Consider the following 26468-nt stretch of genomic DNA (forward strand, 5'->3'; position numbering starts at 1 on the left):
TCACTCCTCTGACCCGCCCCGCCGCACCGATGTGACAGGCCGCGCGAAAAACTTTCGCGTGCTCAGCCGAAGCTCGGCATCTCACCCACCGTTGTCGACATGTCGATCACTGCGAAGGCGGCGCCCTGCGGGTCCGTGACCGCCGCGAAGCGGCCGAACGGACTGTCCATCGGGCCGAAGTGCAGCTTCCCGCCGTGCTTCTGGGTCTTCGCCACCGCCTCGTCGCAGTCCGGGACCCCGAAGTAGACCTGGATGTAGGGCGGCAGGTCCGGCGGGAAGTCGTCGTCCATCTTCATCCGGCCCAGCACCGGGTTCCCGGCTCCGCCGACGCTGAAGACCTTGAAGTCCATGCCGGCCATCTCGGGGTCCTCGCCCGGGTCCATCTGCTGGGCGGCGTAGGGGAAGACCTTCGCCAGGAAGGCGTCCGCCTTGGCCGGGTCCCGGGTGAAGACCTCCGCCCACGCGTACGAGCCCGCCTCGCCCGTCTTCTCGAAGCCCTTGTGCTCGCCCGGCTGCCAGACGCCGAAGACCGCGCCGCTCGGCTCCTTCGCGATCAGCATCGTGCCGAAGGCGCCCACCTGCATCGGGCCCATCAGCACCTCGCCGCCGTTGGCCGTCACCTTCCCGGCGGTGGCCGCCGCGTCCGGCGAGGCGAAGTACAGGCACCACTGGGAGGGCGCGTCGGCCCCCGGCATCGGCGGGACCACGGCGGCGACGGCCTTGCCGCCGGAGTAGGCCTGCGTGTAGTTGCCGTACTCGCTGCTGGCCTCGCCGAAGGTCCAGCCCAGCACGTCCGCGTAGAAGGTCTTGGCCCCCTCCACGTCGGCGAACATCGCGTCCACCCAGCAGGGAGCGCCTTCGGGGAACTCGGACATGATCGATCGACTCCTCGTCTCGTGCCTGCCGCCGTCGTGGACGGTCGTACTCACGCTAGGCGCGCGGTGCGGCGACCGCGCGGGGAGAGCGCCCAGGCGGGACGCTGGAGCCATGGACAAGGACATCACCATCCGGCTGGCACAGCAGCCGGAGGCCGACGCGCTGCTCGGCCGGAGCCCGCTCGCCGCACTCGTCGGAATGCTGCTGGACCAGCAGGTCCCGATGGAGTGGGCGTTCTCGGGGCCCTGGACGATCGCCCAGCGGCTGGGCGCCGACGATCTCGACGCGCACACCATCGCCGCGTACGACCCGGAGGCCTTCGCCGCCCTGCTCTCGGAGAAGCCCGCCGTCCACCGGTACCCGGGGTCGATGGCGACGCGCGTCCAGCAGCTGTGCGCCTACCTCGTCGAGCACTACGGCGGGAACGCCGAGGCGGTCTGGGCCGACGCCGCGACGGGGCAGGAGCTGCTGAAGCGCCTCAAGGCGCTGCCGGGCTTCGGGGAGCAGAAGGCGCAGATCTTCCTCGCCCTGCTGGGCAAGCGGTTCGGCGTACGGCCCACGGGCTGGCGGGAGGCCGCGGGCGGGTACGGACAGGCGAACGTCTACCGTTCGGCGGCCGACATCACGGGCCCGGAGTCCCTGGCCAAGGTGCGGGCGCACAAGCAGGAGATGAAGGCCGCAGCGAAGGCCGCCAAGGCCTCGAAAGCCGCGGGCGGCTCCTGATCCCGGCCGTTCCCGTGCTCCCGGCCGATGGAATTGACCGGCCGCACAGGCCTTCGATTGACCCCTGATTCCGGTCGCTCAAGATCATAGATTGGTGGACATGACAGAGATCGCGACCCGCGCCGCCACCGCCGAAGCCATCCAGGACGCCCCCGGCAGCCTCATCACCCTGCTCACCGACACCGCCGAGCTCACCTGCAACACCGCCACCTTCGAAGAGGGTGCGGCGGGCGCCCCGGTGCACTTCCACACCAAGGCCACCGAGTTCTTCCACGTCACCGCCGGCCGGCTCGACATCCTCGTCGACGACGAGATCCACACCCTGGACGCCGGCGACTTCATCGCGGTCCCGCCGGGTGTGAAGCACGCCTTCGCACCCGCGCCCGGCCACACCGCCGCCGTCTTCGTCGGCTTCACCCCCGGCATGGGCCGCTTCGACTACTACCGGCTCCTCGGCCGGGTCAACGCGGGCGAGGCCACCATGCAGGACATCAAGGACAGCTCGGCGACCTACGACAACCACTACGCGGAGAGCCCCGTCTGGAGCGGCCGCCGCCTCAGCGCGGAGCCGTAGACCACGTCCGCGTCGAGGCGGCGCAGTTCCTCCGCGATCAGTTCGGCGCCGCTGCGGATCTTCAGGGCCACCTTGCGGTCGGGGCTCTCCGGCAGGCTCAAGGTGGCCAGCACACCCGCGGGCCGGTCCACCCGGACCTCCCCGCCCGCGGTCTGCAGGCTGACCCCGGTGATCACCGGGCCCCCGGTCGCCACCCGGGCCACCGGCACCCCCAGCCGGTCCTCCAGCCAGCGCGCCAGCAGCTCCGCGCTGGCGTTGTCGGGCTCGCTCTCCACCGCCGCGCCGGTCACCGCCAGCGGCTTCTGGTCCAGGGCCGCGGCCAGCAGCGAGCGCCACGGCGTGAGGCGGGTCCAGGCCAGGTCGGTGTCGCCGGGCTGGTAGCCGGCGGCCCGCTCGTCGAGCACGCCGACCGGGTCGAAGGCGGCGGCCGCGTCCGTGATCCGGCGCTGGGCGAGCGCGCCCAGCGGATCCCGCGCCAGGTCGGCGGGCGCGTCGGCCGGCCACCAGGCCACCACCGGCGCGTCCGGCAGGAGCAGCGGCAGGACGACCGAGCCGGCGTGCTCGGTCAGCGCTCCGTGCAGGCGCAGCAGCACGATCTCGCCGGTCCCGGCGTCGGAGCCGACCCGCAGTTCGGCGTCGACGCGGTTCGCGCGCAGCTTGTGCGGGCCGCGCGAGGTCCGCCTGATCACCGCGATGATGCGGCAGGGGTGTTCGCGCGAGGCCTCGGAGGCCGCGCGTACGGCGTCGTAGGCGTTCTCCTCGTCGGTGGCGATGACGAGGGTCAGCACCAGCCCCATGGTCGGGCTGCCTATCGCCCGGCGGGCTGCCAGCAGGGCCCGGTTGACCTTGCTGGACGTGGTGTCGGTGAGTTCGGTCCGCATGCACCGAGTCTGTCACCGCGTCACCGGCGCCTGCGCGCCGTCCCGAAGATCGAGCGCGAGATCTCCCGGCCGAGCTGTGTCCCGATCGACCGGGCCAGCGAGCGGAACAGCCCGCTCCCCACCACCTGCTCGGCCAGCGAGGGATCCGGCTTCGGGGCGCTGCGCGCGGCCCGCGCGGCCTGCTTCTGCGCCTCCTCGGCCTGCTTCTCGGCCTCGGCGGCGGCCGCGGCGGCCTCCGCCCGCGCCTCCGCGGCGGCCTGCTCGGCGCTGATCTTCTCGTACGCCGACTCGCGGTCGACCGGCTCCGCGTAGCGCGAGTAGAGCGGGGAGGACTTCACGGCCCGCTCCAGGTCCGCCGCCGCGATCGGTCCCATCAGCGACTGCGGGGCGCGCAGCCGGGTCGCCGCGACCGGGGTCGGGGCGCCGTTCTCGCTGAGCACGGTGACGACCGCCTCGCCGGTGCCCAGCCCGGTGAGCAGCTCCTCCAGGTCGTACGCGGAACGGGGGAAGGTCTTCACGGTCGCCCTCAGCGCCTTGGCGTCGTCGGGGGTGAAGGCGCGCAGCGCGTGCTGCACCCGGTTGCCGAGCTGGGCGAGGACGTCCGACGGCACGTCCTTGGGGGTCTGGGTGACGAAGAAGACGCCGACGCCCTTGGAGCGGATGAGCCGGACCGTCTGGGTGATGGCCGCGAGGAAGGCCTTCGAGGCCCCGCTGAAGAGCAGGTGCGCCTCGTCGAAGAAGAAGACGAGCTTGGGCTTCTCCAGGTCACCGACTTCCGGCAGGTCGTTGTAGAGGTCGGCGAGCAGCCACATCAGGAAGGTGGAGAAGAGCTGCGGCTTGTCCTGGACCGCCGGGAGTTCCAGTACGGAGACCAGTCCGCGCCCGTCGGCGGCCGTCCGCAGGAACTCGCCCGTGTCGAACTCGGGCTCGCCGAAGAACTCCGAGGCGCCCTGCTGCTCGAAGGCGGTGAGCGCCCGCAGGATCACCCCGGCCGTCACCGTGGACAGTCCGCCGATGCCCTTGAGTTCGGGTTTGCCCTGGTCGGAGACGAGGAAGGCGACGACCGCGCGCAGGTCCTTGAGGTCGATCAGCTCCAGGCCCTTGGAGTCGGCGTAGTGGAAGATCAGCCCCAGGGACTGCTCCTGCGTCTGGTTGAGCTGGAGCACCTTCGACAGCAGCACCGGCCCGAAGCCGGTGACCGTGGACCGCAGCGGGATCCCGGTGCCGATCCCGCCGAGCGAGTAGAACGCGCAGGGGTATCCGGTGGGCTCCCACGACTGGGCCACGTCCCGGGCCCGTTCCCCGATCCGCTCGCCCGGCGTCCCGGGCGCCGAGATCCCCGACAGGTCGCCCTTGATGTCCGCGAGGAAGACGGGGACGCCGCCCGCCGACAGCTGTTCGGCGATGAGCTGGAGCGTCTTGGTCTTGCCGGTTCCGGTGGCACCGGCGACCAGTCCGTGGCGGTTCAGCATCGCCAGGGGGATGCGGATCTGACGGTCGGGCAGGCAGTCGCCGTCCCAGAGGAGGGCCCCGAGGTCGAGCGCGGGACCGGTGAACGCGTACCCGGCGGCGATCTCCCCGGCCGGGCCCGCCGGGTCCGTCGGGTCCGCCGGAGGGGCGGGGTCGGTGCTCTCGCTCATGATTCACTCCCCAAATAGCACTGTCCGTCACTTTTGCACCCCCGTCACGAGGCTGCGCCCGCACGCACCGGCCCGGTAGGCTTTCCGTGTGATCTTCAAGCGCATCGGAAGCGGACGGCCCTACCCGGACCACGGCAGGGAAACCACCCGGCAGTGGGCGGACGTCGCGCCGCGCCCGGTCCGGCTCGACCAGCTCGTGACGACCAAGGGCCAGCTGGACCTCGAAACGCTGCTCGCCGAGGACTCCACCTTCTACGGCGACCTGTTCGCCCACGTCGTGAAGTGGCGGGGCGACCTCTACCTGGAGGACGGGCTGCACCGCGCCGTGCGCGCCGCCCTCCAGCAGCGCCAGGTGCTGCACGCGCGCGTCCTCGAAATGGACTGACGGCTTCGCCCGGATTGCGCCTTTCGGGTCACCATCGACCTATCAGCAGATCATTTAGTAGGCATCGACACCGGGCCGCACTACGCTGCGCCCATGAGCATGCTCACTCCCCCCGGCATGGGCGGAAAGTACCGCGTCACGGGAGCCGCCTACCCCCGTATGAGTCGTAAGCGGAGCCGTACCCGGATCGTCCTCGCCGTGCTCGGCTCGATCCTTGCGCTGGCCCTGGTCGGCTACGGGGCCCTGCAGCTCATCGACGTGTTCCGGGGCGACAGCCCCAAGCGGAACACGGCTGCGGGTGCCAAGGACTGCCCGACGACGCCTCCCGGCGCCGCCGCCAAGGGCGGCCCCGGCGCCGCCTCCACCGCCCCGGCCGCCGCGAAACCGGCGGTCGTGCTCCCCCCGCCCGGGGAGATCACGGTCAACGTCTACAACGCGACCCCGCGCGCGGGCCTGGCCAAGGCCGTCGGTGACGAGCTGGCCAAACGCGGCTTCGTCATCGGCAAGGTGGGCAACGCCCCCGCCGACTTCGACAAGAAGGTCCCCGGCACGGGGATACTGCTGGGCTCCCCCACGACCGACAAGGCGGTCTTCGCCGTACTCGGCACACAGCTCGCCGGCACCACCCAGCAGAACGACACCCGCGAGACCGCGGACGTCGACCTGATCCTGGGCGACGCCTTCAAGGAGCTGAGCACGAAGGAGGACGCGGACAAGGCGCTGGCCCTGCTGGCCAACCCCGCGCCCGCGCCCAAGAACTGCTGACGCGCCGGCGGTCCGGTGCGCCGGACCGCTTCCGGCGCACCGGACCGCCGCGCGGTCCTACTCCGCCGAGCCGTACATCCGGTCGCCGGCGTCACCCAGGCCCGGCACGATGTAGCCGTGCTCGTTGAGCCGCTCGTCCACCGCGGCCGTCACCACGGTCACCGGCGTGCCCGCCAGCTCGCGCTCCATGATCTCGACGCCCTCGGGCGCGGCCAGCAGCACCACGGCCGTGACATCGTCGGCGCCGCGCTTGATCAGCTCCTGGATCGCCGCGACCAGCGTGCCGCCGGTGGCGAGCATCGGGTCGACGACGTAGACCTGGCGTCCCGAGAGGTCCTCCGGCATGCGCGTCGCGTACGTGGAGGCCTCCAGGGTCTCCTCGTTGCGGACCATGCCCATGAAGCCCACCTCGGCGGTCGGCAGCAGACGCACCATGCCGTCCAGCATGCCGAGGCCCGCCCGCAGGATCGGGACGATCAGCGGCCGGGGGGCCGAGAGCTTCACGCCCGTGGTCGGGGCGACCGGGGTCTCGATGTCGGCCTGCTCCGTGCGCACGTCCCGGGTGGCCTCGTAGGCGAGCAGGGTCACCAGCTCGTCGGCGAGCCGCCGGAAAGTGGCGGAGTCGGTGCGCTTGTCGCGCAGGGTGGTGAGTTTGTGCGCCACCAAGGGGTGATCGACGACCTGCAAACGCACAACATCCTCCAAAACTCAGCCTGCGACCTGCAAAAACGGCCGCCCGACGCGACCTGCACCCAAAAGGCTACGCGCTGACGCGGCCCCTTCGCGTCCGAAGCGGCGGCCGGGCCCGCCGCTTCCCTGCGGATGCGACCCGCGCGGGCGCCCAGCAGGCTGGACGGATGAGCAACGCACCGGTGATCGCGGCCGTCGACGGGTCGGAACACAGCCTGCGGGCCCTGGAGTGGGCACGGAAGGAAGCCGTCCGGCACGACTGCGGGCTGCTGGTCGCCCATGTACTGCCCGACCATGCCCAGTTGTACGCCGGGCGCCGGGCCTCGCTGCACGACGCCTCCGGGCCGAAGGAGATCCCCGACCCCGTACGCGACTGGGTCCGGTCCCTGCTGGGCGCCGACGGCCCCGGGCTGCCCGAGGGGGTCGCGTACGAGGCCCTGGAGGGCTCCGTGCCCGAGGCGCTGCGGGTGATCGGCTCGCGGGCCCGGATGCTGGTGATGGGCTCCCGGGGCCGCGGCGGCTTCGCCAGCCTGCTGCTCGGCTCCATCAGCCGGGCGGTGGCGAGCAGCGCCGCCTGCCCGGTGGTCGTGGTCCCGCACGCGGAACGCGGCGCCGCCGCCGACTCCGCCGACTCCGCCGACGACTCCGATACCGGCGCCGAGCAGTCGGCCGGGCGGGTGGTGGTCGGGCTGCACGCCGCCGAGACGCCCGACGACGTACTGACCTTCGCGTTCACCGAGGCCGCCGTGCGGGGGACCACCGTCCAGGTGGTCTCCGCGTACGCCATCCCGCCCACACCGAACCTGGTGATCGACACCCCCTTCGCGGTGATCCCGCCGGAGGGACTGGCCGACGAGGGGGACGGCGTACCGGCCGAACGGGAGATGCTGCGGTCCCAGACGGAGCGGCTGGCGCCGCTGCGCGAACGGTTCGCGGACGTCCCGGTCGAGCAGGCCGCGGTGCCCGGGGACCCGGCGGGCCGGCTGGTCATCGCCTCCCGGGCGGCGGCGCTGGTCGTGGTGGGCCGCCACCACCCGCGGCGCACCGCCATGTCACTGGCGATCGGCTCGGTGGCCCACGCGGTGCTCCACCACGCGCACGGACCGGTGGCGGTGGTCCCGACCCTCAAGGACAACGTCTGACCTGCGGCGGGGTGGCATCAAACGCGCCGTCCGGGGGAAGGTGGGTGCAGGGGGGACGACCGACCAGCCAGGTGGTGGCCGATGCCCGACAGGCAGCCGAAGGACGACGTGCCGGAGACCGCGGCACAGCGCCGAGCACGCCGCGCGCAGTTCCTGCGCGACCTGATGGAAGCGCGCGAGCTGCGCGATCGCGTCCAGCCCCGCCGCGCCCGGGCGGCCCGTATGCGCCAGCAGATGCGCATGCGCACCTTCCGCTGGTGATCCGGGCCCCGGCACGCCGCGACACGTCCGGGCCGCACCACCGGCCCCACACCCCTCCCCGCGACCCCGCCGCCCCCGCGCCGCAGCCCCGTACAGCCCCTGCCGGTGCACGGCGCGGCACGACGCAAGCGCGGAAGACCTCTCGCAAAGCCGCCGTTTCTGCCACGATGCCGATTGGGCGGGGTACGGACGGCGAGCAGCACGGCCGCTGTGCCCCAACCTCCGGCCGGGGGGACCTCCAACCGGCACGCCTAAGACCAGTGGGAGAGTCACGGTGTATTTCGCCGCACTGCTCGCGCGCACCGAAGACGGGTGGGAAGCGAGCGACATGGAACTCGACGACGTCGAGTCCCTCAGTGATCTGATCGATCTCGCCCGGTCCGCCGCTGTCGACGACGACACGGTGGTCGCCCTCATCGAGCAGGAGGACGCCTGGTTCGGCGTCGTCCGCGTGGACGGCGAGGAGGACCCGCGGTACTTCGTGTCGAACGCCTCCGCGGCCGCCCGCAGCTCCTACGGCTCGATGCTGACCAAAGAGCTGCTGGGCAGCGACGAGGAGGACGACGAACTCGACGACCTGGACCTGGACGGCACCGAGGACGGCGAGGAGGATGCCGTCACCGCGTTCGCGGACGATGACGCCGACGAGGACGAGGCGGGCGGGACCGGTGCGGAGCCGGTACCGGCCGGTCCGCTCGGCGACCCCCGGCTGCTGGACGACCTCGGGGTGACCAACAAACAACTGATGACCCTGGACGGGGACGCCCTCTCGGAGATCGCCGACTCCCTCGGCGCCACCGAGGTCCTGGAGGCCGTCCGCTAGTGCTCCCTGCGAACGACGACGGTCCCGATCCCGTACGGGACCCGTGGCGGGACTCCATGCGCCTGGCGCTCCAGGAGGCCGCCCGGGCGGTGCCGGCCGGCGATGTGCCGGTCGGCGCCGTCGTGCTGGGCCCGGACGGGCGGATCCTCGCCACCGGGTACAACGAGCGCGAGGCGACCGGCGACCCCACCGCGCACGCCGAGGTCGTGGCACTGCGCCGGGCGGCCGCCGAGCTCGGGGAATGGCGCCTTCCGGGGTGCACCCTCGTGGTGACCCTGGAGCCGTGCGTCATGTGCGCGGGCGCGCTCGTCCAGTCGCGCGTCGCCCGGGTCGTCTACGGCGCGGACGACGAGAAGGCGGGCGCCGCCGGGTCCCTGTGGGACCTCGTGCGCGACCGCAGGCTCAACCACCGTCCCGAGGTGGTCCGCGGGGTCCTGGGCGACGAGTGCGCGCGGCAGCTGACGGACTTCTTCCGCGACCTCTGAGCCGACGGGTCCGCAAAAGGCCTGCGTACGGCCGTCGCGACGCCCCCGGACATACCGATTTCAGTGGATGGGGTTCCTTAGGCTAGGATCCATCTCGGTAGTGTGTCCGAGTGGCCGAAGGAGCTCGCCTCGAAAGCGAGTATGGGGCAACCCATCGGGGGTTCAAATCCCTCCACTACCGCTTCGATCGAGAGCCCCGCCCCGCAAGGGTCGGGGCTCTCGGCGTTTTCCGATCGCTCCTCGATCGCTCCTCGATCGCGCCCCCATCGCCCCTCCGGTCGCCTCTCCGGAGGACACCCGCGTGACCGCCCGCCCCTTCGGCCGTTGTCACGGCATGACCAAGACCCAGCGCATGCTCGCCGCCCTCGCCCTCGCGGGGGCCGCCGCGGGCCTCGCCGCACCCGCCGCCTCGGCCGCCCCGGTCTCGCCCCTCACCCTCCCGGACCTGCCCGCGGCCGCCCCGGGAATGCCGGCCGGGGCCCAGCCCACGTCGGTCCAGGAGATCGGGTCGCAGCTCAGCGCCGGGGCGAACCAGCTGAACGCGCTGATGGAACTGCCCGACCACCTCGCCCCCGTCATCGCGCCCGTACAGCCCCTCACGGACCTGGCCGGCGGCCTGGAGTAGCCACGGGGGCCGGTCCCGCCTCCCCGCGCCTCCCGCGCGCCCCCTGTGCGCCCCCGGGCGCGCCAGAGCCCCCGTACGCCCCGCGGCGACCTCGCAGGCCCGTGCGGGCGCCACGGGGGCAACGCGAAGAAGGCCCCGACCGGAGTCGGGACCTTCGACGCGGGGCGCGGAGGAAGCGGCGTCGGGGGACAAGCCGCTTCCCCCGACGAGGACGGACCTGCCGGTCCGGGCCGCACTCAGGGGGAAGCCCGCGGCCCTGACCCCGCAGTGAGGCCCTGTCCCTCACCCACCGGTTTCCTGCCAGAACCGGTGGGCTCACCCCCATCCTGCGCCCGCCGCGACCGCACGCTCCACGGCAAAGGACCCGGAGTACCGGGCCATTGGTCCTTAAAGGACAGGTGAGTGTCCAATCTTGACCGGTTAGACTCACCCGACTTGCTCGGACCGGTTGGGGAGGCCGCCCGCACGTGGACACCAAGAAGCTCATCACGGGTGCCCTCACCGTGTTCGCCCTCTTCGTGATCATCACCCAGCCGAAGCGAGCGGCCGAGATCGTGGAAATAGGCTTCCAGGGGATATCGGATGCCGCCTCCGGCATCGGCGAGTTCATGACCGAACTGGTGCGCTGACCCGTACGCTGAAGCGGTTCCCGGACTTCCGGCCCCCCACTCCGACGGGTGGGGGGCTTTTGTATACCCACCACTGGGCGTATTGCCCTGATATGCCCAACTTGCCGTCAACACGGCGATATACGGTGCTTGCACACAGTGCACATCTCTTGTGATGCTATGACCGCTTTTAATGGATGAGATGACTGAAGGGGTGGCGTGACCGTGCCGGCCAGTACTGCGCCTCAAGTGCCGCCCCAGCAGGACCCCCAGGTACCGCCCCAGCCGGAGCCCCCGCGGGAGCAGCGCCGGGAACACCGCCAGGAGCCCCACCAGGAGCCCCCCGAAGAGCCCCCGGTCGCGCCGAGACCGCCCAGCAGGGGCGCGGACACCCGGGCGCTCACCCAGGTCCTCTTCGGCCAGCTGAAGGGCCTGCAGCCGGGCACCAGCGAGCACAGCCGGGTGCGCGGGGCCCTCATCGAGGCCAACCTCCCGCTCGTCCGGTACGCGGCCGCCCGCTTCCGCAGCCGCAACGAGCCGATGGAGGACGTGGTCCAGGTCGGCACCATCGGCCTGATCAACGCCATCGACCGGTTCGATCCGGACCGGGGCGTGCAGTTCCCGACCTTCGCGATGCCGACCGTCGTGGGCGAGATCAAACGGTACTTCCGCGACAACGTCCGCACCGTCCACGTGCCGCGCCGCCTCCACGAGCTCTGGGTCCAGGTCAACGCCGCCACCGAGGACCTCACGACCCTCCACGGCCGCACCCCGACCACCGCCGAGATCGCCGAGCGGCTGCGCATCACCGAGGACGAGGTGCTGTCCTGCATCGAGGCCGGGCGCAGCTACCACGCGACCTCCCTGGAGGCCGCCCAGGAGGGCGACGGCATGCCCGGGCTGCTCGACCGCCTCGGCTACGAGGACCCCGAGCTGGCCGGGGTCGAGCACCGCGACCTCGTCCGCCACCTCCTCGTGCAGCTGCCCGAACGCGAGCAACGGATCCTGCTCCTGCGGTACTACAACAATCTGACGCAGTCACAGATCAGCATGGAGCTCGGCGTCTCCCAGATGCACGTCTCCCGACTCCTCGCCCGGAGCTTCGCCCGATTGAGATCCGCAAACAGGATCGAGGCGTAACCGGAACGAGTGTAGATCATTCACATGTTTCCCGACAGATAGGGCTAATCGCCCTCCGACCTCCTCTGTCGCTGGAGATATATGTCGACATGGCGCTACAGCGCGTTGCCGACATGTGACATTCTGCGTGAACCGCGTTTGCCGCAGCCCCGCCTCCGGTATTCAGGTGGAGGCTGCGTTCCTCCGACGGGCGCGCAGTACGCGTCCGACCGCGACCTCAAGGGGGTGGCATGTCCGTAGACCAGGGCAGCTCCAAGGTGCTCACGCTCGTCAAGAGCGCGCCGGCGCCCGCAGCACCTGCAGCGTCCGACCGCTCGGAAGCCATCGACACCCGGACCCTCTCCCGCTCCCTCTTCCTGCGGCTCGCCGCCCTGGATGCGGACAGTCCCGAACGGGTGTACGTCCGCGACACCCTGATCGAGCTGAACCTGCCGCTCGTGCGCTACGCGGCCGCCCGGTTCCGCAGCCGCAACGAGCCGATGGAAGACATCGTCCAGGTCGGAACGATCGGTCTGATCAAGGCGATCGACCGCTTCGACTGCGAACGCGGCGTCGAATTCCCGACGTTCGCGATGCCGACCGTCGTGGGCGAGATCAAGCGGTTCTTCCGGGACACCTCCTGGTCCGTCCGCGTCCCGCGCCGGCTCCAGGAACTGCGCCTGGCGCTGACCAAGGCCAGCGACGAGCTCGCCCAGAAGCTGGACCGCTCGCCGACCGTTCCGGAACTCGCCGCCGTGCTCGGGGTCTCGGAGGAGGACGTCGTCGACGGCCTCGCCGTCGGCAACGCCTACACCGCCTCCTCGCTCGACTCGCCCTCCCCCGAGGACGAGGGCGGCGAGGGCTCCCTCGCGGACCGCCTCGGCTACGAGGACACCGCGCTGGAGGGCGTCGAGTACCGCGAGTCCCTGAAGCCGCTGCTGGCCAAACTCCCGCCCCGGGAACGGCAGATCATCATGCTGCGCTTCTTCGCGAACATGACGCAGTCGCAGATCGGCGAGGAGGTCGGCATCTCCCAGATGCACGTCTCCCGACTGCTGACCCGCACGCTCGCGCAACTGCGCGTAGGCCTCATCGGGGAGTGACCCGGCGCCTCGCGCTTCCCAATTGACGATCCGTCAGGAAAACTGGCGCGATGCGAAAGGGATCGCGAGCGACCTCCGCCACCGCCCTGCTCGCCCTGTGCTGCACGGCCGCCGCCGGCCTCACCGGCTGCGGCGGCCCGGCACGGGACGGCTACGCCGCCGTGGGCGCCGCGGCCCCGGGCCCCGAACGGGGTGCGGGGGAGAACGTGGCACCGCGGGGCCAGGTGGAGTTCCAGCAGCTCGCCGGCCCGGACGCGGCGGGCGGAGCGGGGCAGTCCGCCACGGCCCCCGGTACGTCGACCGGCGCCGCGGGATCCGGGACCTCTGGCGGCTCCGCCCCGGGCGGAGCCACGACCACCGGACCCGGCGGCTCCGCAGGCGTCCCCGGCACCTCCGCGGGGCCGGGCAGGACCCCACCGCCGCCCGGCACACCCGGCACGCCGACGACACCCACGGCGCCCACCGCGCCGACCTCACCGACCTCGCCGGGCACCCCGCCGAGCCCGCCCGGCCGGCCCGGGACGACATCGCCGGCCCCGCCCGCGTCCACGCCGGCCCGGCTGACGCTGTCCGCACCGGTCAGGGCGGCCGCGGCCGACCGCTGGTGCGAGCGGGTCACCGTGACCTTCACCAACACCGGGACCACCCCGGCCCGCTCGGGCACGGTCGGCTTCGCGACGCACATCGTCGGCGCCCTCGGCATCGACTGGGCCACGATCACCACGAGCCAGGCCCTGCCGGTACCGCTGGCGGGCGGAGCCTCGAAGACGCAGACCTACACGGTGTGCGTGGAGGCCTGGCGGGTGCCGCTGGGCATGCACGTGGACACCCGCGAGGTCACCGCGACCTGGAGCTGATGACGGAACCCCGGCCCGCGACGGCCCCGCCGGGCACCGTCAGTGCAGGACCACCCAGGCGGCCGCGCCGATCACGAGGACGAGAGCGATGATCAGTGCGATCTTCGCGGTCGGGTTCGAGGACCCGGCCTGCTGCTCGGCGCGCCGCTGCTGACGGGCGCCCGGACCCGGCTGGCGGGCGGGTGCGGCCTCCTCCACGAAGGCCTTGAACATCTGCGTGCTGCCCGCGGGGTCGTAGTTGCCCTCGGGGACCTGTGAGTTGCGGTTGTCAGCCATGGAGCAGGACCCTAGCCGGTTTTCCGATTCCTTTACCGCCCCACCCCCCGGATTCATTTGCCTGTAGCAACCATGCGCTTCTATGGTTGCCTGAAGCAACAAGATGGGGGACCCCGGTGACCGTGCAGACCGCTCCGACCCAGCAGAACACCCCGACCGCTCCACCCGCCCCGCCCGCCCCACTTGCTCCGCCCGCTCCGCCCGCTCCCTACGCGGAGCTGGCCCGTCAGCTGACCGGAATCGGCGCGGTCAAGCGCGAGCTCGCCCGCAGCCTGCCCCCGGACTGCCCGCCCGGCGCCGCCGCCGTCCTGACCCTGCTCGACCGGCACGGGGAGATGCGGCTGAGCCGGCTGACGGAGTTCATGGGGGTCGACATCTCGGTGACCAGCCGGCACGTCACGCACATCGCCGAGCGCGGCTGGATCGAGCGCGAGACCGACCCGGGCGACGCGCGCTGCCGGATCCTGCGGCTCACCCCGGCCGGCCGGACGCTGCTCGCCGAGCTCGGCGCCCGCTGCACGGCCTCACTGGAAAGAGCCCTCCACGACTGGTCCCCCCAGGACATCGACGTACTCAACACCCTGCTGGCCCGACTCCGATCGAGCTTCTAGAGGTAAGGAAAGACATGGCCCAGTCGGAGACGACAACAGGCACCCCACCCGCGGCCACGGACACCTCCGTGACCATGACCCACCCGCAGATCATGAAGGCGCTGTCCGGGCTGATGCTCGGCATGTTCGTGGCGATCCTGTCGTCCACGATCGTCTCCAACGCCCTCCCCCAGATCATCAGCGACCTCGGCGGCACCCAGTCCTCGTACACCTGGGTGGTCACCGCCGCCCTGCTGTCGATGACGGCGGCCACCCCGCTGTGGGGCAAGCTGTCCGACCTGTTCAGCAAGAAGCTGCTGGTCCAGATATCCCTCGTGATCTACGTCCTCGGATCCGTGGTCGCGGGCCTGTCCCAGAACACCGGCACCCTGATCGCCTGCCGCGTGGTCCAGGGCATCGGCGTCGGCGGCCTCTCCGCCCTGGCGCAGATCGTGATGGCCGCGATGATCTCCCCGCGCGAGCGCGGCCGGTACAGCGGCTACCTGGGCGCGGTCTTCGCCGTCGCCACCGTCGGCGGCCCGCTGCTGGGCGGTGTCATCACCGACACCGAGTGGCTGGGCTGGCGCTGGTGCTTCTACGTCGGCGTGCCGTTCGCGGTCATCGCCCTGATCGTGCTCCAGCGCACCCTGCACCTCCCGGTCGTGCGCCGCGACGTCAAGGTCGACTGGCTGGGTGCCTTCCTGATCAGCGGCGCCGTCTCGCTGTTGCTGATCTGGGTCACGCAGGCCGGTGACTCCTACGAGTGGATCTCCTGGCAGACCTGGGCGATGACGGGCGGCGCGGTCGCGCTCGGCCTGCTGTTCGTCCTGGTCGAGTCCCGCGCGAGCGACCCGATCATCCCGCTGCGGCTGTTCCGCAACAAGACCATCAGCCTGGCCTCGGCGGCCTCCCTGTTCGTGGGCATCGCGATGTTCTCGGGGACCGTGTTTTTCAGCCAGTTCTTCCAGTTGGCCCGCGGTGAGTCGCCGACGATGTCCGGAATCCTCACGATTCCGATGATCGGCGGCCTCTTCGTCTCCTCCACCCTTTCCGGTCAGGTGATCACCAAGACTGGTCGGTGGAAGGCCTGGCTCGTCTCCGGCGGCGTCCTGCTGACGGCCGGCCTCGGGCTGCTGGGCACCCTGCGGTACGACACCCCGTACTGGCACATCGCGATCTACATGGCGGTGACCGGCCTCGGTCTCGGCATGATGATGCAGAACCTGGTCCTCGCCACCCAGAACCAGGTGGCCCCCGAGGACCTGGGCGCGGCCAGCTCGGTCGTCACCTTCTTCCGCTCCCTCGGCGGCGCCGTGGGCGTCTCCGCGCTGGGTGCGGTCATGGCCAACCGGGTCACCCACTACGTCCAGGACGGCCTCGCCGCCCTCGGACCGAAGGCCGCGGCCCTGGGCCACGGCGGCACCGCCGGGGGCGGGATCCCCGACCTGGACAAGCTGCCCGCGCCGTTCCGCGAGGTCATCGAGTCCGCGTACGGGCACGGCGTCGGCGACGTCTTCCTCTACGCCGCCCCGTTCGCGCTGCTCGGCCTGGTCCTGGTGGTGTTCATCAAGGAGGTCGCCCTGAAGTCGAAGCCGGCGGCCCACGCCCCGGCCGCGGCGTCGAACGAGCCGGCCCCCGCCGAGACCGCCGTCAAGGCCTAGCCGGCACCCGCCGGGCCCCCGCCTTGACCTCGATGCCCGCGATCAGGACGTCGAGCGCGAGGCAGAAATCGCCCTCCGGCGCCCGCCGGACCGTCCCGCCGCAGCCGTGCAGGAACTGCGAGACGGCCAGGTGGGCGCCGGTCCGTGCGGCGTCCACCAGGCCGGTGGCGTCCAACAGCCGCTGGAGGGCGGCGTCGAAGGCCCGCGCGTGCGGGCCGATGTTCGGGAACGCGGCGGCGAGCGGAGCCACCCACGGGTGGTCCGCCACCACCCGCCGGTAGCCACGGGCCAGCGTCTGCAGCTGGCCCGGCCAGCCCGCCCCGCCGCCGCCCTCCGCCGTTCCTTCCCCCGTTCCTTCCGCCGTCCCCTCCGCAACCGCGGCCGGCGGCCTCAGCTCGCCGAGCGCGCGGTCGAGGGCGAGTTCGAGCAGATCCTGCTTGGTGTCCACGTACCAGTACAGGGACATCGCGGTGACCCCGAGCCCGGCGGCGAGCCGCCGCATCGAGAACCGGGCCAGACCGCCCGCATCGAGCAGCCGCACGCTGGCGGCGGTGATCCGGTCCCGGTCCAGCCCGGAGGGTGCCTCGCTGCGGCGTCTGGCGGGTGCGGCGGGCCCGGCGGCCAGCCACACACTGGTCCGGATCTCGCCGGGATCGGCCGCGGTCACCATGCAGGCACCCTCCTCACGACAGGTGGATCAGTCCGGAATGACCGGTCTGCCCTCTTGATGCTAGGGGGTGTCCTGCCGATCGCGCCGGATCAGGTCGTCGGGGCCGTCAGGTCGTAGAAGGTGGCCCCGCCGACCGTGGACTCCTTGAAGTTGGCCTTGATCCAGGTCTCGATCTCCGTGCTGGTGCCGCCCCCCGGACCGCCGGGGCCGCCCCGGCCGCCGCCGGGCATGCCGCCCTCGGCATCGCCGGCGCCGGTGCTCTGGCCGATGAACCAGTGGATCTTCCCGTCCCGCACGTACTTCTGGAACTGCTCCAGGGTCGGCGAGGGGTCGCTGCCGTTGAAGCCGCCGATCGGCATGACGGGCACCCCGGAGGCCAGCTGGTAGCTCGCCGCGTTCTGGGAGCCGATCGCGGCCGCCGCCCACGTGTAGGCGTCCGCACCGGTGGTGAGGGCCTTCTTGGCCTCCGCGCTCACCCGGGCGCCGTTCAGCAGGCCGCCCGGACCACCCTGGCCGCCGCCGCCGAACCGCTCGCCGCCGCGTCCGCCCTGACCCTGCGGCATCCCGCCCGGGGCCATCCCGCCCTGCGGCATCGCGCCCTGCGGAATCGCGCCCTGCGGGGGCATACCGCCCTGCTGTCGGCCGCCCTGTCGGCCGCCGTTCGGCATCCCGCCGTTCGGCATCCCGCCCTGGGGCATCTCGCCGAACCGGCCCGTGCCGCCCGGTCCACCAGGACCGCCCATCATCCCCCCGGGTCCGCCCCGGCCGCCCGCCACCGCCGGTCCGGCGGTCACGATGGAGCCGGTGTGCGCGGTGCTCACCGTGGTCAGGCAGTAGGCGAACGGCCCGGCCAGCACCGCCGCCACACCCAGCGCCGCCGTGGCCTGCAGCGCCCGGCGCCCGGCCCGCGCGGCGAACGGCAGCGCGGCCGCGGCGAGCAGCCCGCCCACCAGGACCGCCCAGCGCAGCCACGGCAGGTAGCCGGTGGCACGGCCGAGCAGCACGAACGACCAGACCGCCGTCAGCGCGATCGTGCCGGACAGGGTGATCGCGGCGGCCTTGCCGCCCCGCTCCTCCCACAGCACGGCGGCCCCCATGCCGATCAGCGCCGCCACGAACGGCGCCAGCGCCACGGTGTAGTACTCGTGGAAGATGCCCTGCATGTAGCTGAAGACGACCGCGGTGATCAGCATCGAGCCGCCCCAGGCCAGGAACGCCGCCCGGGCCATGCCCTCCAGGGAGTCGGTGGCCCGGCGGGCCCGCCAGGTGACCACCAGACCGGCCACCAGCAGGACCAGGGCCGCCGGCAGCAGCCAGGAGATCTGCCCGCCGATGTTCCCCGCGAAGAGCCGGTCGATGCCGGTCTCGCCCCAGCCACCGCCACCGCCGCCGGCGCCGCCCCGGCCGCCGCCGCCGACGCTGCCGGTCTCGTTGCCGTTGATCCGGCCGAGGCCGTTGTAGCCGAGGGTCAGCTCCAGGAAGGAGTTGTTCTGCGAGCCGCCGATGTACGGGCGGGAGGAGGCGGGCCACAGCTCGACGATCGCGACCCACCAGCCGCCGGCCACCACCATCGCGAGCCCCGCCAGCAGCAGCTGGCCGAGCCGCTTGCGCAGCCGGGTGGGTGCGCAGACGGCGTACAGGAGGGCCAGCGGCGGCAGGATCACGAAGGCCTGCAGGGTCTTGGTGAGGAAGGCGAAACCGACCGCCACCCCGGCCCAGACCAGCCACCGGGTGCGGGCCCCGTCGAGGGCGCGCAGCACGCAGTACACGGTGACGGTCAGCAGCAGGGTCAGCAGCGCGTCGGGGTTGTTGAAGCGGAACATCAGCGCGGCGACGGGCGTCAGCGCGAAGGCGGCACCGCTCAGCAGCCCGGCCCCGGGACCGAACTGGCGCCGCACGGCGGCGTACAGCACACCGGTGGTCGCGACGCCCATCAGGGCCTGCGGTACGAGGATCTGCCAGGAGCCGAGCCCGAAGAGCCGGACGGACAGCATCATCGGCCACAGGGCCGCCGGGGGCTTGTCGACGGTGATGGAGTTACCGGCGTCGGAGGAGCCGAAGAAGAAGGCCTTCCAGCTCTCGCTGCCCGCCTGCACGGCGGCCGAGTAGAAGGAGTTGGCGTAGCCGGAGGAGCCGAGGTCCCACAGGAGCAGGACGGCGGTGGCGATCAGCAGCCCGGCCAGGGAGGGAAGCTCCCAGCGGGGGCGGTCGGTGGCCGCGCGGCTGCCGGTGCCGGCGCGGGCCTCGGGGACCGGGAAGAGCGAGGGTGCTGCCGTGGTCATCGGATGTCGTCCTTCACGGGAGTGTCGCGCCGCTCGGGGAAGACCCAGGCGCGGAAGAGCAGGAAGCGCAGCACGGTGGCCGCGAGGTTGGCGGTGATCAGCACGGCCAGTTCGGTGCTGTGCGCGGGATCGGCGGTGGCCGCCCCGAGCGCGGCGAGGGAGCCGCTGGTGAGGGCCAGCCCGATGCCGAACACCACGAGGCCCTGGGCCTGGTGGCGCACGGCCCGTTCCGGGCCGCGCACCCCGAAGGTGAGCCGGCGGTTGGCGGCGGTGTTGGCCAGCGCGGAGAGCAGCAGCGCGGCGCCGTTGGCGAACTGCGGGCCGGTCCCGGCGCGGAAGGCGGAGTACAGGAACAGGTAGAGCACGGTGGACAGCGCTCCGACGGCGCAGAAGCCGAGCAGCTGGCGGGCGAGCCCGCCCTCCACTCCGGGCAGCGCGGCGCGGTCGCGCGGATCGTCGCCGAAGGGGCGGGCGAGCCGGTCCAGCGGGAGGGCGCCGACCGCCAGTGCCCGGCCCACGCGCCAGACGCCCTTGAGGTCCTCGGTGGCGGTCCGGACGATGTGGACGGTGGAATCGGGGTCGTCGACCCAGTCCACCGGCACCTCGTGGATCCGCAGCCCGGCCCGTTCGGCGAGTACGAGCAGTTCGGTGTCGAAGAACCAGCCGGTGTCCTCCACCAGCGGCAGCAGCCGCTCGGCGACCTCGCGCCGGATCGCCTTGAATCCGCACTGCGCGTCGCTGAACCGGGCGGCGAGGGAGGACCGAAGGAGGAGGTTGTAGGCGCGCGAGATGAACTCCCGCTTCGCGCCCCGCACCACCCGTGAGGACCGGGCCAGGCGGGTGCCGATGGCGAGGTCGGAGTGGCCGGAGATCAGCGGTGCGACCAGCGGCAGCAGGGCGTTGAGGTCGGTGGAGAGGTCCACGTCCATGTAGGCGAGGACGGGGGCTTCGGAACCGGACCACACCTCGCGCAGGGCCCTGCCCCGGCCCTTCTCCTCCAGGCGGGTGCTGCGTACGCCGTCCAGCGTGGCGACGAGCCCTCGTGCGACCTCAGGGGTGCGGTCGGTGCTCGCGTTATCGGCGACCGTGATCCGGAAGGGATAGGGGAAGGTCCGGCTGAGGTGCTCGTGCAATCTGCGGACGCACGGGCCGAGGTCCTTCTCCTCGTTGAAGACAGGGATCACCACGTCGAGGACGGGCTCGCCGGGCACGGGCGCGAGGGGCGCCCGTGCCGGAAGGGCCCCGGGAGAGGTGTCGGTTCGCATGTTCCGAGATTCGCCGGGCGCCCTGTCACCGCTGTGTGCTGAGCCTGTGCCCTGCCTGTGAGTCTCCGCGGTCCGCCTGCGCGTGCGGCAGCAGGACCTCGAAGCAGGTCCGTCCGGGCTCGCTCCGTACGCCGACCCGCCCGCCGTGCGCGGTGACCACGGCCTGGACGATGGCCAGCCCGAGCCCGGTGGAGCCCGCCGCGCGGGAGCGGGAGGCGTCGCCGCGGGCGAAGCGCTCGAAGACGCGGGGGAGCAGGTCGGGTGCGATGCCGGGCCCGTCGTCCTCGATCCGCAGCCGGACGGCGGATGTTTCACGTGAAACGTGCGCGGTGACGGTGGTCCCCGGAGGAGTGTGCGTACGGGCGTTGGCGAGCAGGTTCACCAGGACCTGCTGCATCCGGGCCGGGTCGGCCCGGATCGGTGCCGGCTCGTCGGGCAGGTTCAGGCGCCAGTGGTGCTCGGGGCCCGCGGCCCGGGCGTCGCTGACGGCGTCGATCACGAGCGGGGCCAGGTCGGTGTCGGCGTCGCCGGTGGGCAGCGGGCGGCCCGCGTCGAGCCGGGCCAGCAGCAGCAGGTCCTCGACGAGGCCGGTCATCCGGGTGGCCTCGGATTCGATCCGGCCCAGGGCGTGCCGGGTGTCGGGGCCGGGTTCCTCCCGTCCCCGGCGGGTCAGTTCGGCGTAGCCGCGGATGGAGGCCAGCGGCGTGCGCAGCTCGTGGCTGGCGTCGGCGACGAACTGCCGGACCTGCATCTCGCTCTGCTGGCGGGCGGTGAGGGCCGAGGAGACATGGCCCAGCATCCGGTTGAGGGCCGCGCCGACCTGGCCCACTTCGGTGCGGGGGTCGGCCTCGGCGTCCGGGACCCGCTCGTGGAGGGCGGGCTCGCCCTTGTGCAGGGGAAGTTCGGAGACCCGGGTGGCGGTGGCGGCCACCCGGCGCAGCGGGCGCAGGGCGACGCCGACCAGGGCCTGACCGGCGAGGGAGGCCGCGACCAGACCGGCGAGCGTGACGCAGAGCTCCACGCCGATCAGGGTGCGCACGGTGGAGTCGACGTCGCTCAGCGGGAAGCCGAGCGCGAGGCTCCCCTCGTGGGAGGTCAGCACCCGGTAGCTGCCGAGCCCCGGGAGCTCCGCGTCCACCGGCCCCGGCCTGCCCTGCGCGGACTTCCGCGCGGCCTCGGCGAGGGCTTCGCCCTGGGCCTCGGTCAGCGGCGGCGGCTGGCTCACCGACCATCCCTCGGCACGGACGTTGCGGGCCGTCCCGAGGACGGTCCCGGCGGGATCGAGCCGGATTCCGGCGGCGTCCAGCGGGCTGCCGGGAGCCATGACGAAGCCGGCGCCGTTCTCCCGGGCCGGCTTCCCGCCGGGCGCCCGGACGGCCATCCTCACGGAAGCCTCCAGCTGGTCGTCGAGCTCGGTGACCAGGTACGAGCGCAGGGCGAAGGTGGTGACGGTCCCGATGGCCGCACCCACCACGGCGATCAGCGCCACGGCGGAGACGACGAGCCGGGTGCACAGCGACCAGGGCCGGCGGCCGCGTGGTCGCCGGTTCCTGCGGAGCGCCACTACTCGCCCGGCTTGATCAGGTAACCGGCGCCGCGGCGCGTGTGGATCATCCGGGGCAGCCCGGGGCCGCTCTCCAGCTTCCTGCGCAGGTAGGAGATGTAGAGCTCGACGACGTTGGCCTGGCCGCCGAAGTCGTAGGACCACACCCGGTCCAGGATCTGCGCCTTGCTGAGCACGCGCCGGGGATTGCGCATCAGGTAGCGCAGCAGCTCGAACTCGGTGGCGGTCAGGTGGATCTCCTGGTCGCCCCGCACCACCTCGTGGCTGTCCTCGTCCAGCCGCAGATCGCCGACGGACAGCACCGAACCGCCGCGTGCGGCCTGCGCGGCGCCGGAGCGGCGGACCAGGCCGCGCAGCCGCGCGACGACCTCCTCCAGGCTGAAGGGCTTGGTGACGTAGTCGTCGCCGCCCGCCGTGAGGCCCGCGATCCGGTCCTCCAGCGAGTCCTTGGCGGTCAGGAACAGCACGGGGACCTGAGGGATCTCCCGGCGCAGGCGCCCGAGGACGGCCAGGCCGTCCATGTCGGGAAGCATGATGTCGAGGATGACCACGTCGGGCCGGAACTCCCGGGCCGCCCGTACCGCCCCCGCCCCGTCGCCGGCGCTGCGGACCTCGCAGCCTTCGTAGCGCAGGGCCATGGACAGCAGCTCGGAGAGCGAGGCCTCGTCGTCGACGACGAGTACCCGGCAGGGACCGCCGTCGGGCCCTACCAGGGCCGTGGGGTGGTTGGTGGACGTGGACGCATGGGAGGTGGTCGTCGCAGTCATACCGAACACGCTGTCCCGCGCCTCTGAGAGCGTTCTTGTGCCTTCCTGTGAATTTCCTGAGAAAGGACATCCGCGAGGAGGGGCGGGGCGCCGGTGCGGGTGCAGGTGCGGGTGCCGGTGCCGGTGCCGGACGGACGCGACTGCGGCGTCAGTGGTCCAGGCGGAACAGCCGGGCGCCGTTGTCGTGGCAGACCGCCCGCAGCCAGTCGTCGCCGAGGCCGAGCCGTTCGAGCGCGACGAGCTGGTGCTCGTAGGGGTAGGGGATGTTCGGGAAGTCGGTACCGAGGAGGATCCGGTCGCCGAGGTCCGCGAGGCGTCCGAGATCCCCGGGCGGGAAGCCGTGCATCCGCTCGGAGAAGTCGGTGAAGGCCATGGTGGTGTCCAGGCGCACCTCGTCGTACCGGTCGGCGAGATCGAGGAAGTCGGTGTACTCGGGCATGCCCATGTGGGCGATGACCAGCGGCAGCCTCGGGTGACGGGCCAGCAGCCGGGCGATCGGCTCGGGTCCGGTGTGCTTGCCCGGGACGGGGCCGGAGGCGCAGTGGATCACGATCGGGAGGCCGGCCTCGGCGAGCAGCCCCCAGACGGGGTCGAGCCGGTCGTCGTTCGGGTCGTAGCCGCCGACCTGGAGGTGGGACTTGAAGATCCGGGCTCCTGACTCGACGGCCCGGCGGACGTACGCGCTCACCCCCTCCTCCGGGAAGAACGTCGCGGTGTGCAGGCAGTCGGGGGTGCGGGCGGCGAAATCGGCGGACCAGGCGTTGAGCCAGGCGGCCATCGCCAGTTTGTGCGGGTAGAGCATGGCGGTGAAGGCCCGCACCCCGAACTCCCGCAGGAGCGCGACGCGCTGCTCCTCCTCGTGCCGGTAGGTGATGGGCCACTCGACGCCGGTCAGCGGGCCGACCGCGTCGAAGTAGTCCCACACCTTGTCGAGCACCCGCTCGGGCATGAAGTGGGTGTGGACGTCCACCAGTCCGGGCAGCCCGAGCCGCTCCCGGAAGGCGCGGACGGCCTCAGCCGTTGCGGACAAAGCCGTGGCTCCGCTCGACGGTCCCGACGTGCAGGGTGTAGCTCTCGTACCAGTCTGCGCGGCCCTGCTTCATGGCCGCCTGGTGCTCCAGGTCCTTCCGCCACGCGGTGAGGGAATCGTGGTCGCGGAAGTAGGCGACGGTGATACCGAGGCCTCCGGGGGTCCGGGCGGACTCGTAGCCGAGGTATCCCGGGTTGGTCCCGACGATCTCCTTCATCCGCGCGAGGGTCTCGGGATACCCGCTGTCATCGTCGGTGCGGATGTTGCTGAAAACGGCCATGACATAAGGCGGTTCGAACGCCTGTACCGGCTGAATGCTCATGTCGAACACCCTCGGCGGAGAGCCCCCGGCATGTCCACCGGAATCGGCCCCGGACGGCCAAAGGGATCCAAGTTTTGACCTTGCCCACCATGATCCGAGCCGTGCTCCGCGCCTGGTCCGAGCCTCGGTCCACCGGTGTCAGAACAGGCCGTCCTGCTCGGCGGGAGCCACGGCGGCGGACGGGACCGGCGCCGTCGGGACCGAGGTCTCGGCCTCGTCCCCGGGAGCCGTGAGCTCCCAGCCCGCCAGCAGCCGGGTGTCCACCACGAGTCCGTCCGCGAGGTGCAGATCGGGACCGGCCGCGCCCGCCAGCCGGCCCACGACGGCCCCGCCGGACACCATCTCGGTGAGCACCCGCGCCGGCCCGGGCAGGCCCGGCAGGGCGTCCAGCCCGAACGCCACGGCATGGTCGGCCACTTCGCACTCCAGCCGTTCCAGCGACTCCGGCCACCCGGCCAGCGCTGCCGCCCGTGCGTGCAGTTCGGCGACCTCCCGGGCCCAATCCGGCGCGGCCGGCAGGTGGGCCCGTACGCCGCGCTTGCGGGCGTACGCGATCCGGTCGGGCACCCCGAGCGCCGCCCGTAGCAGCTCCTCGGTGCGCCGGGTGGCCATGAGCGGACCGCGCCCCAGCCAGGCCCATGCCACCGCACCCTGCTCCAGCAGCCGGGCCGAACCGCGCTCCTCGGCGGTGATCCCGACCTTGACCATGCCGGGACCGAACCAGGCCAGATAGACCCGATAGGTGCGCGGGTCGGCGGCGTTGGTGTCGGCCGCCACGGAGAACGACCGGTCGAGGCGGGCGCACGCGGGGCACTGCGCGTTCCCGGCGCGGCCCGGCACGCTGTCCGCCGTGGGGCAGGGCGTCCGCTTCCCGGCCCGCCGCACACCGAGGCAGTGGCGCTCCCCGCGCGCGGCGAAGGCGATCCGCTGCCCGTACGCGAGCTCGCTCACCCGCTCGCCGCGCCCGTCCCCGTACCACCCGATGGCGGGGCGGCCGTCCTTCCACCGGATGCCGGTGCACCACCAGGTCACAGCGGGAGCGGCCGCTCGAAGAAGGTGTCCAGCACGACGGTGGCGTGCGTACCGCTGACGCCTTCGATGGCATAGAGCCGACGCAGCACGTCCTGCAGCTGTCCGGTCGACGCCGTACGCACCTTCACCAGCACGGACGCGCTGCCCGCGATGATGTGCGCCTCCTGGATCTCGGGGATCGCGGCGAAGTCGGCACCGGACTCTCCCATCCAGGCGTTGGAGTCGACCATCACGTAGGCCAGGACTCCGCTGCCGACGGCCGCCGGGTCGACGTCGACGGTGGTCCGCCGGATCACCCCGCGCTCGCGCAGTTTCCGTACCCGCTCGTGAGTGGCCCCCGCCGAGAGCCCGACGGCCGTGCCGAGAGCGGCGTACGACTGGCCGGCGTCCTGCTGCAGGCGCAGGACGAGCGCACGGTCGATGTCGTCCACGCAATCTTCCTCTCATGGGCCTGTCGACCCTTGCGAAGACAGTACCTGATCCTGCAATCTCACCATCAGACCGAACAGAGTTCAGAAAATCCTTTCCCGGGGGAATCATGTCTGCCATAGCCGACCTCACCTTGTACGAGATTCTGGACGAACGCTTCCGGACCGGCCACTGCGCCAACGGCGACGCCCGGCTCGATCGGCTCTACGGCGACTGCCGCTGGGCGGAGGGCCCGCTCTACCTGCCCGCCTGGCGGCAGCTGGTGTGGAGCGACATCCCCAACGACCGGATGCTGCGCTGGGACGAGGCGACCGGCGCCGTCTCCGTCTTCCGCTCCCCGGCCAGCCACTCCAACGGCAACACCCTGGACCGCGAAGGCCGCCTGATCACCTGTGAGCAGGGCAACCGGCGCGTCACCCGCACCGAACCGGACGGCAGCCTCACCGTCATCGCCGACCGCGTCGACGGCAAGCGGCTCAACAGCCCGAACGACGCCGTCGTCCGCTCGGACGGCTCCGTCTGGTTCTCCGACCCGGACTTCGGCATCACCAGCGACTACGAGGGCCACCGCGCACCCAGCGAGATCGGCGCCTGCAACCTCTACCGGGCCGACCCCTCGACGGGCGAGGTCCGGACGGTCGCCGACGGCTTCCTCGGCCCCAACGGCCTGGTCTTCTCGCCCGACGAGAGCGAGCTGTACGCCGCGGACACCCGGGCCGGCCACATCCGCGCCTTCAAGGTCACCGCCGACGGCACCCTCACCGGCGACCGTGTCTTCACCACCTGCCCCGGGGTGGACAACATCCGCTTCGACGACGAGGGGCGCCTGTGGGCGGCCGCGATGGAGAACGGCGTCCACTGCTACGCCGCGGACGGCACCCTGATCGGCCGGCTCCGCATCCCCGAACCCGTCTCGAACATCGCCTTCGGCGGCGCCAAGAACAACCGCCTCTTCATCACCGCCACCACCTCCCTCTACTCCCTGGTGATGTCGGTGACCGGCCTGCCCCGGGTCCTGTGAGG

At 72.2% G+C, this 26468-nt stretch carries 30 protein-coding genes and 1 tRNA gene; 17 read left to right on the forward strand and 14 right to left on the reverse strand.

Features of this window, described 5'->3' with window-relative positions:
• Positions 1–62 precede the first annotated feature (62 nt).
• Positions 63–875 (reverse strand): VOC family protein, encoded by an 813-nt coding sequence (locus tag ACXNSR_RS18700; RefSeq protein ID WP_458643104.1) that lies wholly within the window; start codon positions 873–875, stop codon positions 63–65.
• Between the two features lie 112 nt (positions 876–987).
• On the opposite strand from ACXNSR_RS18700, the gene ACXNSR_RS18705 reads away from it, so the two are divergent.
• Together ACXNSR_RS18705 and ACXNSR_RS18710 are read left to right on the forward strand one after the other, a co-directional pair.
• Entirely contained in the window at positions 988–1599 is a 612-nt protein-coding gene (locus tag ACXNSR_RS18705) for an HhH-GPD-type base excision DNA repair protein (protein WP_458643105.1), read from the forward strand.
• Positions 1600–1699: 100 nt separating this feature from the next.
• Entirely contained in the window at positions 1700–2173 is a 474-nt protein-coding gene (locus ACXNSR_RS18710) for a cupin domain-containing protein (RefSeq protein WP_458643106.1), read from the forward strand.
• Here the strand turns inward: ACXNSR_RS18710 and opcA are convergent.
• Complete coding sequence (gene opcA / locus ACXNSR_RS18715; protein WP_458643107.1) at positions 2122–3054, reverse strand: glucose-6-phosphate dehydrogenase assembly protein OpcA; 933 nt, start codon at positions 3052–3054, stop codon at positions 2122–2124. The two genes, ACXNSR_RS18710 and opcA, sit on opposite strands and share 52 nt — an antisense overlap.
• 20 nt (positions 3055–3074) lie before the next feature.
• Positions 3075–4694 carry a helicase HerA-like domain-containing protein gene (locus ACXNSR_RS18720; protein ID WP_458643108.1) on the reverse strand — a complete coding sequence of 540 codons (1620 nt, stop codon included), beginning with the start codon at positions 4692–4694 and terminating at the stop codon, positions 3075–3077.
• Between the two features lie 88 nt (positions 4695–4782).
• Here ACXNSR_RS18720 and ACXNSR_RS18725 point away from each other — a divergent pair, with 88 nt between their 5' ends.
• Positions 4783–5079, forward strand: coding sequence for a type II toxin-antitoxin system VapB family antitoxin (locus ACXNSR_RS18725; RefSeq protein ID WP_030010424.1), 297 nt, complete (start codon positions 4783–4785; stop codon positions 5077–5079).
• A 93-nt stretch (positions 5080–5172) separates the two neighbouring features.
• Positions 5173–5844, forward strand: a complete 672-nt coding sequence (locus ACXNSR_RS18730; RefSeq protein WP_458643109.1) for a LytR C-terminal domain-containing protein — start codon at positions 5173–5175, stop codon at positions 5842–5844.
• Between the two features lie 57 nt (positions 5845–5901).
• Here the strand turns inward: ACXNSR_RS18730 and upp are convergent, their stop codons facing one another.
• The gene (gene upp, locus ACXNSR_RS18735) at positions 5902–6537 is read right to left on the reverse strand and encodes a uracil phosphoribosyltransferase (RefSeq protein WP_266594857.1); all 636 of its coding nucleotides are present in this window, start codon (positions 6535–6537) and stop codon (positions 5902–5904) included.
• 164 nt (positions 6538–6701) lie between these two features.
• On the opposite strand from upp, the gene ACXNSR_RS18740 reads away from it, so the two are divergent.
• The 10 genes from ACXNSR_RS18740 to ACXNSR_RS18785 all read left to right on the forward strand — a co-directional run bounded on the left by ACXNSR_RS18740 (position 6702) and on the right by ACXNSR_RS18785 (position 13557).
• Positions 6702–7676, forward strand: coding sequence for a universal stress protein (locus ACXNSR_RS18740; protein ID WP_458643110.1), 975 nt, complete (start codon positions 6702–6704; stop codon positions 7674–7676).
• An 81-nt stretch (positions 7677–7757) separates the two neighbouring features.
• Entirely contained in the window at positions 7758–7937 is a 180-nt protein-coding gene (locus ACXNSR_RS18745) for a hypothetical protein (RefSeq protein ID WP_030010606.1), read from the forward strand.
• A 274-nt stretch (positions 7938–8211) separates the two neighbouring features.
• Complete coding sequence (locus ACXNSR_RS18750) at positions 8212–8760, forward strand: tRNA adenosine deaminase-associated protein (protein WP_458643111.1); 549 nt, start codon at positions 8212–8214, stop codon at positions 8758–8760.
• A 56-nt stretch (positions 8761–8816) separates the two neighbouring features.
• On the forward strand, positions 8817–9245 hold the full coding sequence (gene tadA, locus ACXNSR_RS18755; RefSeq protein ID WP_458643340.1) for a tRNA adenosine(34) deaminase TadA: 429 nt from the start codon (positions 8817–8819) through the stop codon (positions 9243–9245).
• Positions 9246–9341: 96 nt separating this feature from the next.
• A tRNA-Ser gene (locus tag ACXNSR_RS18760) sits at positions 9342–9426 on the forward strand.
• Between the two features lie 153 nt (positions 9427–9579).
• On the forward strand, positions 9580–9870 hold the full coding sequence (locus ACXNSR_RS18765; protein ID WP_458643112.1) for a hypothetical protein: 291 nt from the start codon (positions 9580–9582) through the stop codon (positions 9868–9870).
• A 467-nt stretch (positions 9871–10337) separates the two neighbouring features.
• On the forward strand, positions 10338–10499 hold the full coding sequence (locus ACXNSR_RS18770) for a hypothetical protein (protein WP_167745563.1): 162 nt from the start codon (positions 10338–10340) through the stop codon (positions 10497–10499).
• 228 nt (positions 10500–10727) lie between these two features.
• Positions 10728–11618 (forward strand): RNA polymerase sigma factor SigF, encoded by an 891-nt coding sequence (locus ACXNSR_RS18775; RefSeq protein ID WP_458643113.1) that lies wholly within the window; start codon positions 10728–10730, stop codon positions 11616–11618.
• A 230-nt stretch (positions 11619–11848) separates the two neighbouring features.
• Positions 11849–12700 (forward strand): RNA polymerase sigma factor SigF, encoded by an 852-nt coding sequence (locus ACXNSR_RS18780; protein ID WP_458643114.1) that lies wholly within the window; start codon positions 11849–11851, stop codon positions 12698–12700.
• A gap of 50 nt (positions 12701–12750) precedes the next feature.
• Complete coding sequence (locus ACXNSR_RS18785) at positions 12751–13557, forward strand: hypothetical protein (protein ID WP_458643115.1); 807 nt, start codon at positions 12751–12753, stop codon at positions 13555–13557.
• A gap of 39 nt (positions 13558–13596) precedes the next feature.
• On the opposite strand, the gene ACXNSR_RS18790 is transcribed toward ACXNSR_RS18785, so the two are convergent.
• The gene (locus ACXNSR_RS18790) at positions 13597–13833 is read right to left on the reverse strand and encodes a hypothetical protein (RefSeq protein ID WP_458643116.1); all 237 of its coding nucleotides are present in this window, start codon (positions 13831–13833) and stop codon (positions 13597–13599) included.
• 218 nt (positions 13834–14051) lie between these two features.
• Between ACXNSR_RS18790 and ACXNSR_RS18795 the strand changes: the two genes are divergently transcribed.
• On the forward strand, positions 14052–14444 hold the full coding sequence (locus tag ACXNSR_RS18795) for a MarR family winged helix-turn-helix transcriptional regulator (protein ID WP_458643341.1): 393 nt from the start codon (positions 14052–14054) through the stop codon (positions 14442–14444).
• A 74-nt stretch (positions 14445–14518) separates the two neighbouring features.
• Positions 14519–16084 (forward strand): MDR family MFS transporter, encoded by a 1566-nt coding sequence (locus ACXNSR_RS18800; RefSeq protein ID WP_458643342.1) that lies wholly within the window; start codon positions 14519–14521, stop codon positions 16082–16084.
• Here the strand turns inward: ACXNSR_RS18800 and ACXNSR_RS18805 are convergent.
• From ACXNSR_RS18805 to ACXNSR_RS18845, 9 genes are all read right to left on the reverse strand, one after another.
• Entirely contained in the window at positions 16074–16754 is a 681-nt protein-coding gene (locus tag ACXNSR_RS18805) for a TetR/AcrR family transcriptional regulator (RefSeq protein ID WP_458643117.1), read from the reverse strand. The genes ACXNSR_RS18800 and ACXNSR_RS18805 overlap by 11 nt on opposite strands.
• Positions 16755–16843: 89 nt before the next feature.
• A complete protein-coding gene (locus tag ACXNSR_RS18810; protein WP_458643118.1) occupies positions 16844–19036 on the reverse strand; it encodes an ArnT family glycosyltransferase in 2193 nt (730 codons plus the stop codon).
• Positions 19033–20301: a glycosyltransferase gene (locus ACXNSR_RS18815; protein WP_458643119.1), complete on the reverse strand. Its 1269-nt coding sequence runs from the start codon at positions 20299–20301 to the stop codon at positions 19033–19035. The genes ACXNSR_RS18810 and ACXNSR_RS18815 overlap by 4 nt, the downstream gene beginning before the upstream one ends.
• Positions 20302–20326: 25 nt before the next feature.
• Positions 20327–21865: a sensor histidine kinase gene (locus ACXNSR_RS18820; RefSeq protein ID WP_458643120.1), complete on the reverse strand. Its 1539-nt coding sequence runs from the start codon at positions 21863–21865 to the stop codon at positions 20327–20329.
• Positions 21865–22632: a response regulator transcription factor gene (locus tag ACXNSR_RS18825; protein ID WP_458643121.1), complete on the reverse strand. Its 768-nt coding sequence runs from the start codon at positions 22630–22632 to the stop codon at positions 21865–21867. The genes ACXNSR_RS18820 and ACXNSR_RS18825 overlap by 1 nt, the downstream gene beginning before the upstream one ends.
• A gap of 148 nt (positions 22633–22780) precedes the next feature.
• Positions 22781–23662, reverse strand: a complete 882-nt coding sequence (locus tag ACXNSR_RS18830) for an amidohydrolase family protein (RefSeq protein ID WP_458643122.1) — start codon at positions 23660–23662, stop codon at positions 22781–22783.
• On the reverse strand, positions 23646–23984 hold the full coding sequence (locus ACXNSR_RS18835; protein WP_458643123.1) for an antibiotic biosynthesis monooxygenase family protein: 339 nt from the start codon (positions 23982–23984) through the stop codon (positions 23646–23648). Before ACXNSR_RS18835 ends, ACXNSR_RS18830 begins: the two co-directional genes overlap by 17 nt.
• Before the next feature lie 138 nt (positions 23985–24122).
• Positions 24123–25016, reverse strand: coding sequence for a DUF2797 domain-containing protein (locus ACXNSR_RS18840; RefSeq protein WP_458643124.1), 894 nt, complete (start codon positions 25014–25016; stop codon positions 24123–24125).
• On the reverse strand, positions 25013–25447 hold the full coding sequence (locus ACXNSR_RS18845) for an Lrp/AsnC family transcriptional regulator (protein ID WP_458643125.1): 435 nt from the start codon (positions 25445–25447) through the stop codon (positions 25013–25015). Before ACXNSR_RS18845 ends, ACXNSR_RS18840 begins: the two co-directional genes overlap by 4 nt.
• Positions 25448–25554: 107 nt before the next feature.
• Between ACXNSR_RS18845 and ACXNSR_RS18850 the strand changes: the two genes are divergently transcribed.
• On the forward strand, positions 25555–26466 hold the full coding sequence (locus ACXNSR_RS18850) for an SMP-30/gluconolactonase/LRE family protein (RefSeq protein WP_458643126.1): 912 nt from the start codon (positions 25555–25557) through the stop codon (positions 26464–26466).
• Positions 26467–26468 lie beyond the last annotated feature (2 nt).

This window comes from Streptomyces sp. NC-S4, assembly GCF_054353315.1.

What these genes read in the sequence shown, in the direction of transcription:
- ACXNSR_RS18700 (WP_458643104.1), bottom strand. Translation starts at nt 875, where the DNA reads ATGTCCGAGTTCCCCGAAGGCGCTCCCTGCTGGGTGGACGCGATGTTC.
- ACXNSR_RS18705 (WP_458643105.1), top strand. Translation starts at nt 988, where the DNA reads ATGGACAAGGACATCACCATCCGGCTGGCACAGCAGCCGGAGGCCGAC.
- ACXNSR_RS18710 (WP_458643106.1), top strand. Translation starts at nt 1,700, where the DNA reads ATGACAGAGATCGCGACCCGCGCCGCCACCGCCGAAGCCATCCAGGAC.
- opcA (WP_458643107.1), bottom strand. Translation starts at nt 3,054, where the DNA reads ATGCGGACCGAACTCACCGACACCACGTCCAGCAAGGTCAACCGGGCC.
- ACXNSR_RS18720 (WP_458643108.1), bottom strand. Translation starts at nt 4,694, where the DNA reads ATGAGCGAGAGCACCGACCCCGCCCCTCCGGCGGACCCGACGGACCCG.
- ACXNSR_RS18730 (WP_458643109.1), top strand. Translation starts at nt 5,173, where the DNA reads ATGAGCATGCTCACTCCCCCCGGCATGGGCGGAAAGTACCGCGTCACG.
- ACXNSR_RS18740 (WP_458643110.1), top strand. Translation starts at nt 6,702, where the DNA reads ATGAGCAACGCACCGGTGATCGCGGCCGTCGACGGGTCGGAACACAGC.
- ACXNSR_RS18745 (WP_030010606.1), top strand. Translation starts at nt 7,758, where the DNA reads ATGCCCGACAGGCAGCCGAAGGACGACGTGCCGGAGACCGCGGCACAG.
- tadA (WP_458643340.1), top strand. Translation starts at nt 8,817, where the DNA reads ATGCGCCTGGCGCTCCAGGAGGCCGCCCGGGCGGTGCCGGCCGGCGAT.
- ACXNSR_RS18765 (WP_458643112.1), top strand. Translation starts at nt 9,580, where the DNA reads ATGACCAAGACCCAGCGCATGCTCGCCGCCCTCGCCCTCGCGGGGGCC.
- ACXNSR_RS18780 (WP_458643114.1), top strand. Translation starts at nt 11,849, where the DNA reads ATGTCCGTAGACCAGGGCAGCTCCAAGGTGCTCACGCTCGTCAAGAGC.
- ACXNSR_RS18785 (WP_458643115.1), top strand. Translation starts at nt 12,751, where the DNA reads ATGCGAAAGGGATCGCGAGCGACCTCCGCCACCGCCCTGCTCGCCCTG.
- ACXNSR_RS18790 (WP_458643116.1), bottom strand. Translation starts at nt 13,833, where the DNA reads ATGGCTGACAACCGCAACTCACAGGTCCCCGAGGGCAACTACGACCCC.
- ACXNSR_RS18800 (WP_458643342.1), top strand. Translation starts at nt 14,519, where the DNA reads ATGACCCACCCGCAGATCATGAAGGCGCTGTCCGGGCTGATGCTCGGC.
- ACXNSR_RS18805 (WP_458643117.1), bottom strand. Translation starts at nt 16,754, where the DNA reads ATGGTGACCGCGGCCGATCCCGGCGAGATCCGGACCAGTGTGTGGCTG.
- ACXNSR_RS18810 (WP_458643118.1), bottom strand. Translation starts at nt 19,036, where the DNA reads ATGACCACGGCAGCACCCTCGCTCTTCCCGGTCCCCGAGGCCCGCGCC.
- ACXNSR_RS18815 (WP_458643119.1), bottom strand. Translation starts at nt 20,301, where the DNA reads ATGCGAACCGACACCTCTCCCGGGGCCCTTCCGGCACGGGCGCCCCTC.
- ACXNSR_RS18825 (WP_458643121.1), bottom strand. Translation starts at nt 22,632, where the DNA reads ATGACTGCGACGACCACCTCCCATGCGTCCACGTCCACCAACCACCCC.
- ACXNSR_RS18835 (WP_458643123.1), bottom strand. Translation starts at nt 23,984, where the DNA reads ATGAGCATTCAGCCGGTACAGGCGTTCGAACCGCCTTATGTCATGGCC.
- ACXNSR_RS18850 (WP_458643126.1), top strand. Translation starts at nt 25,555, where the DNA reads ATGTCTGCCATAGCCGACCTCACCTTGTACGAGATTCTGGACGAACGC.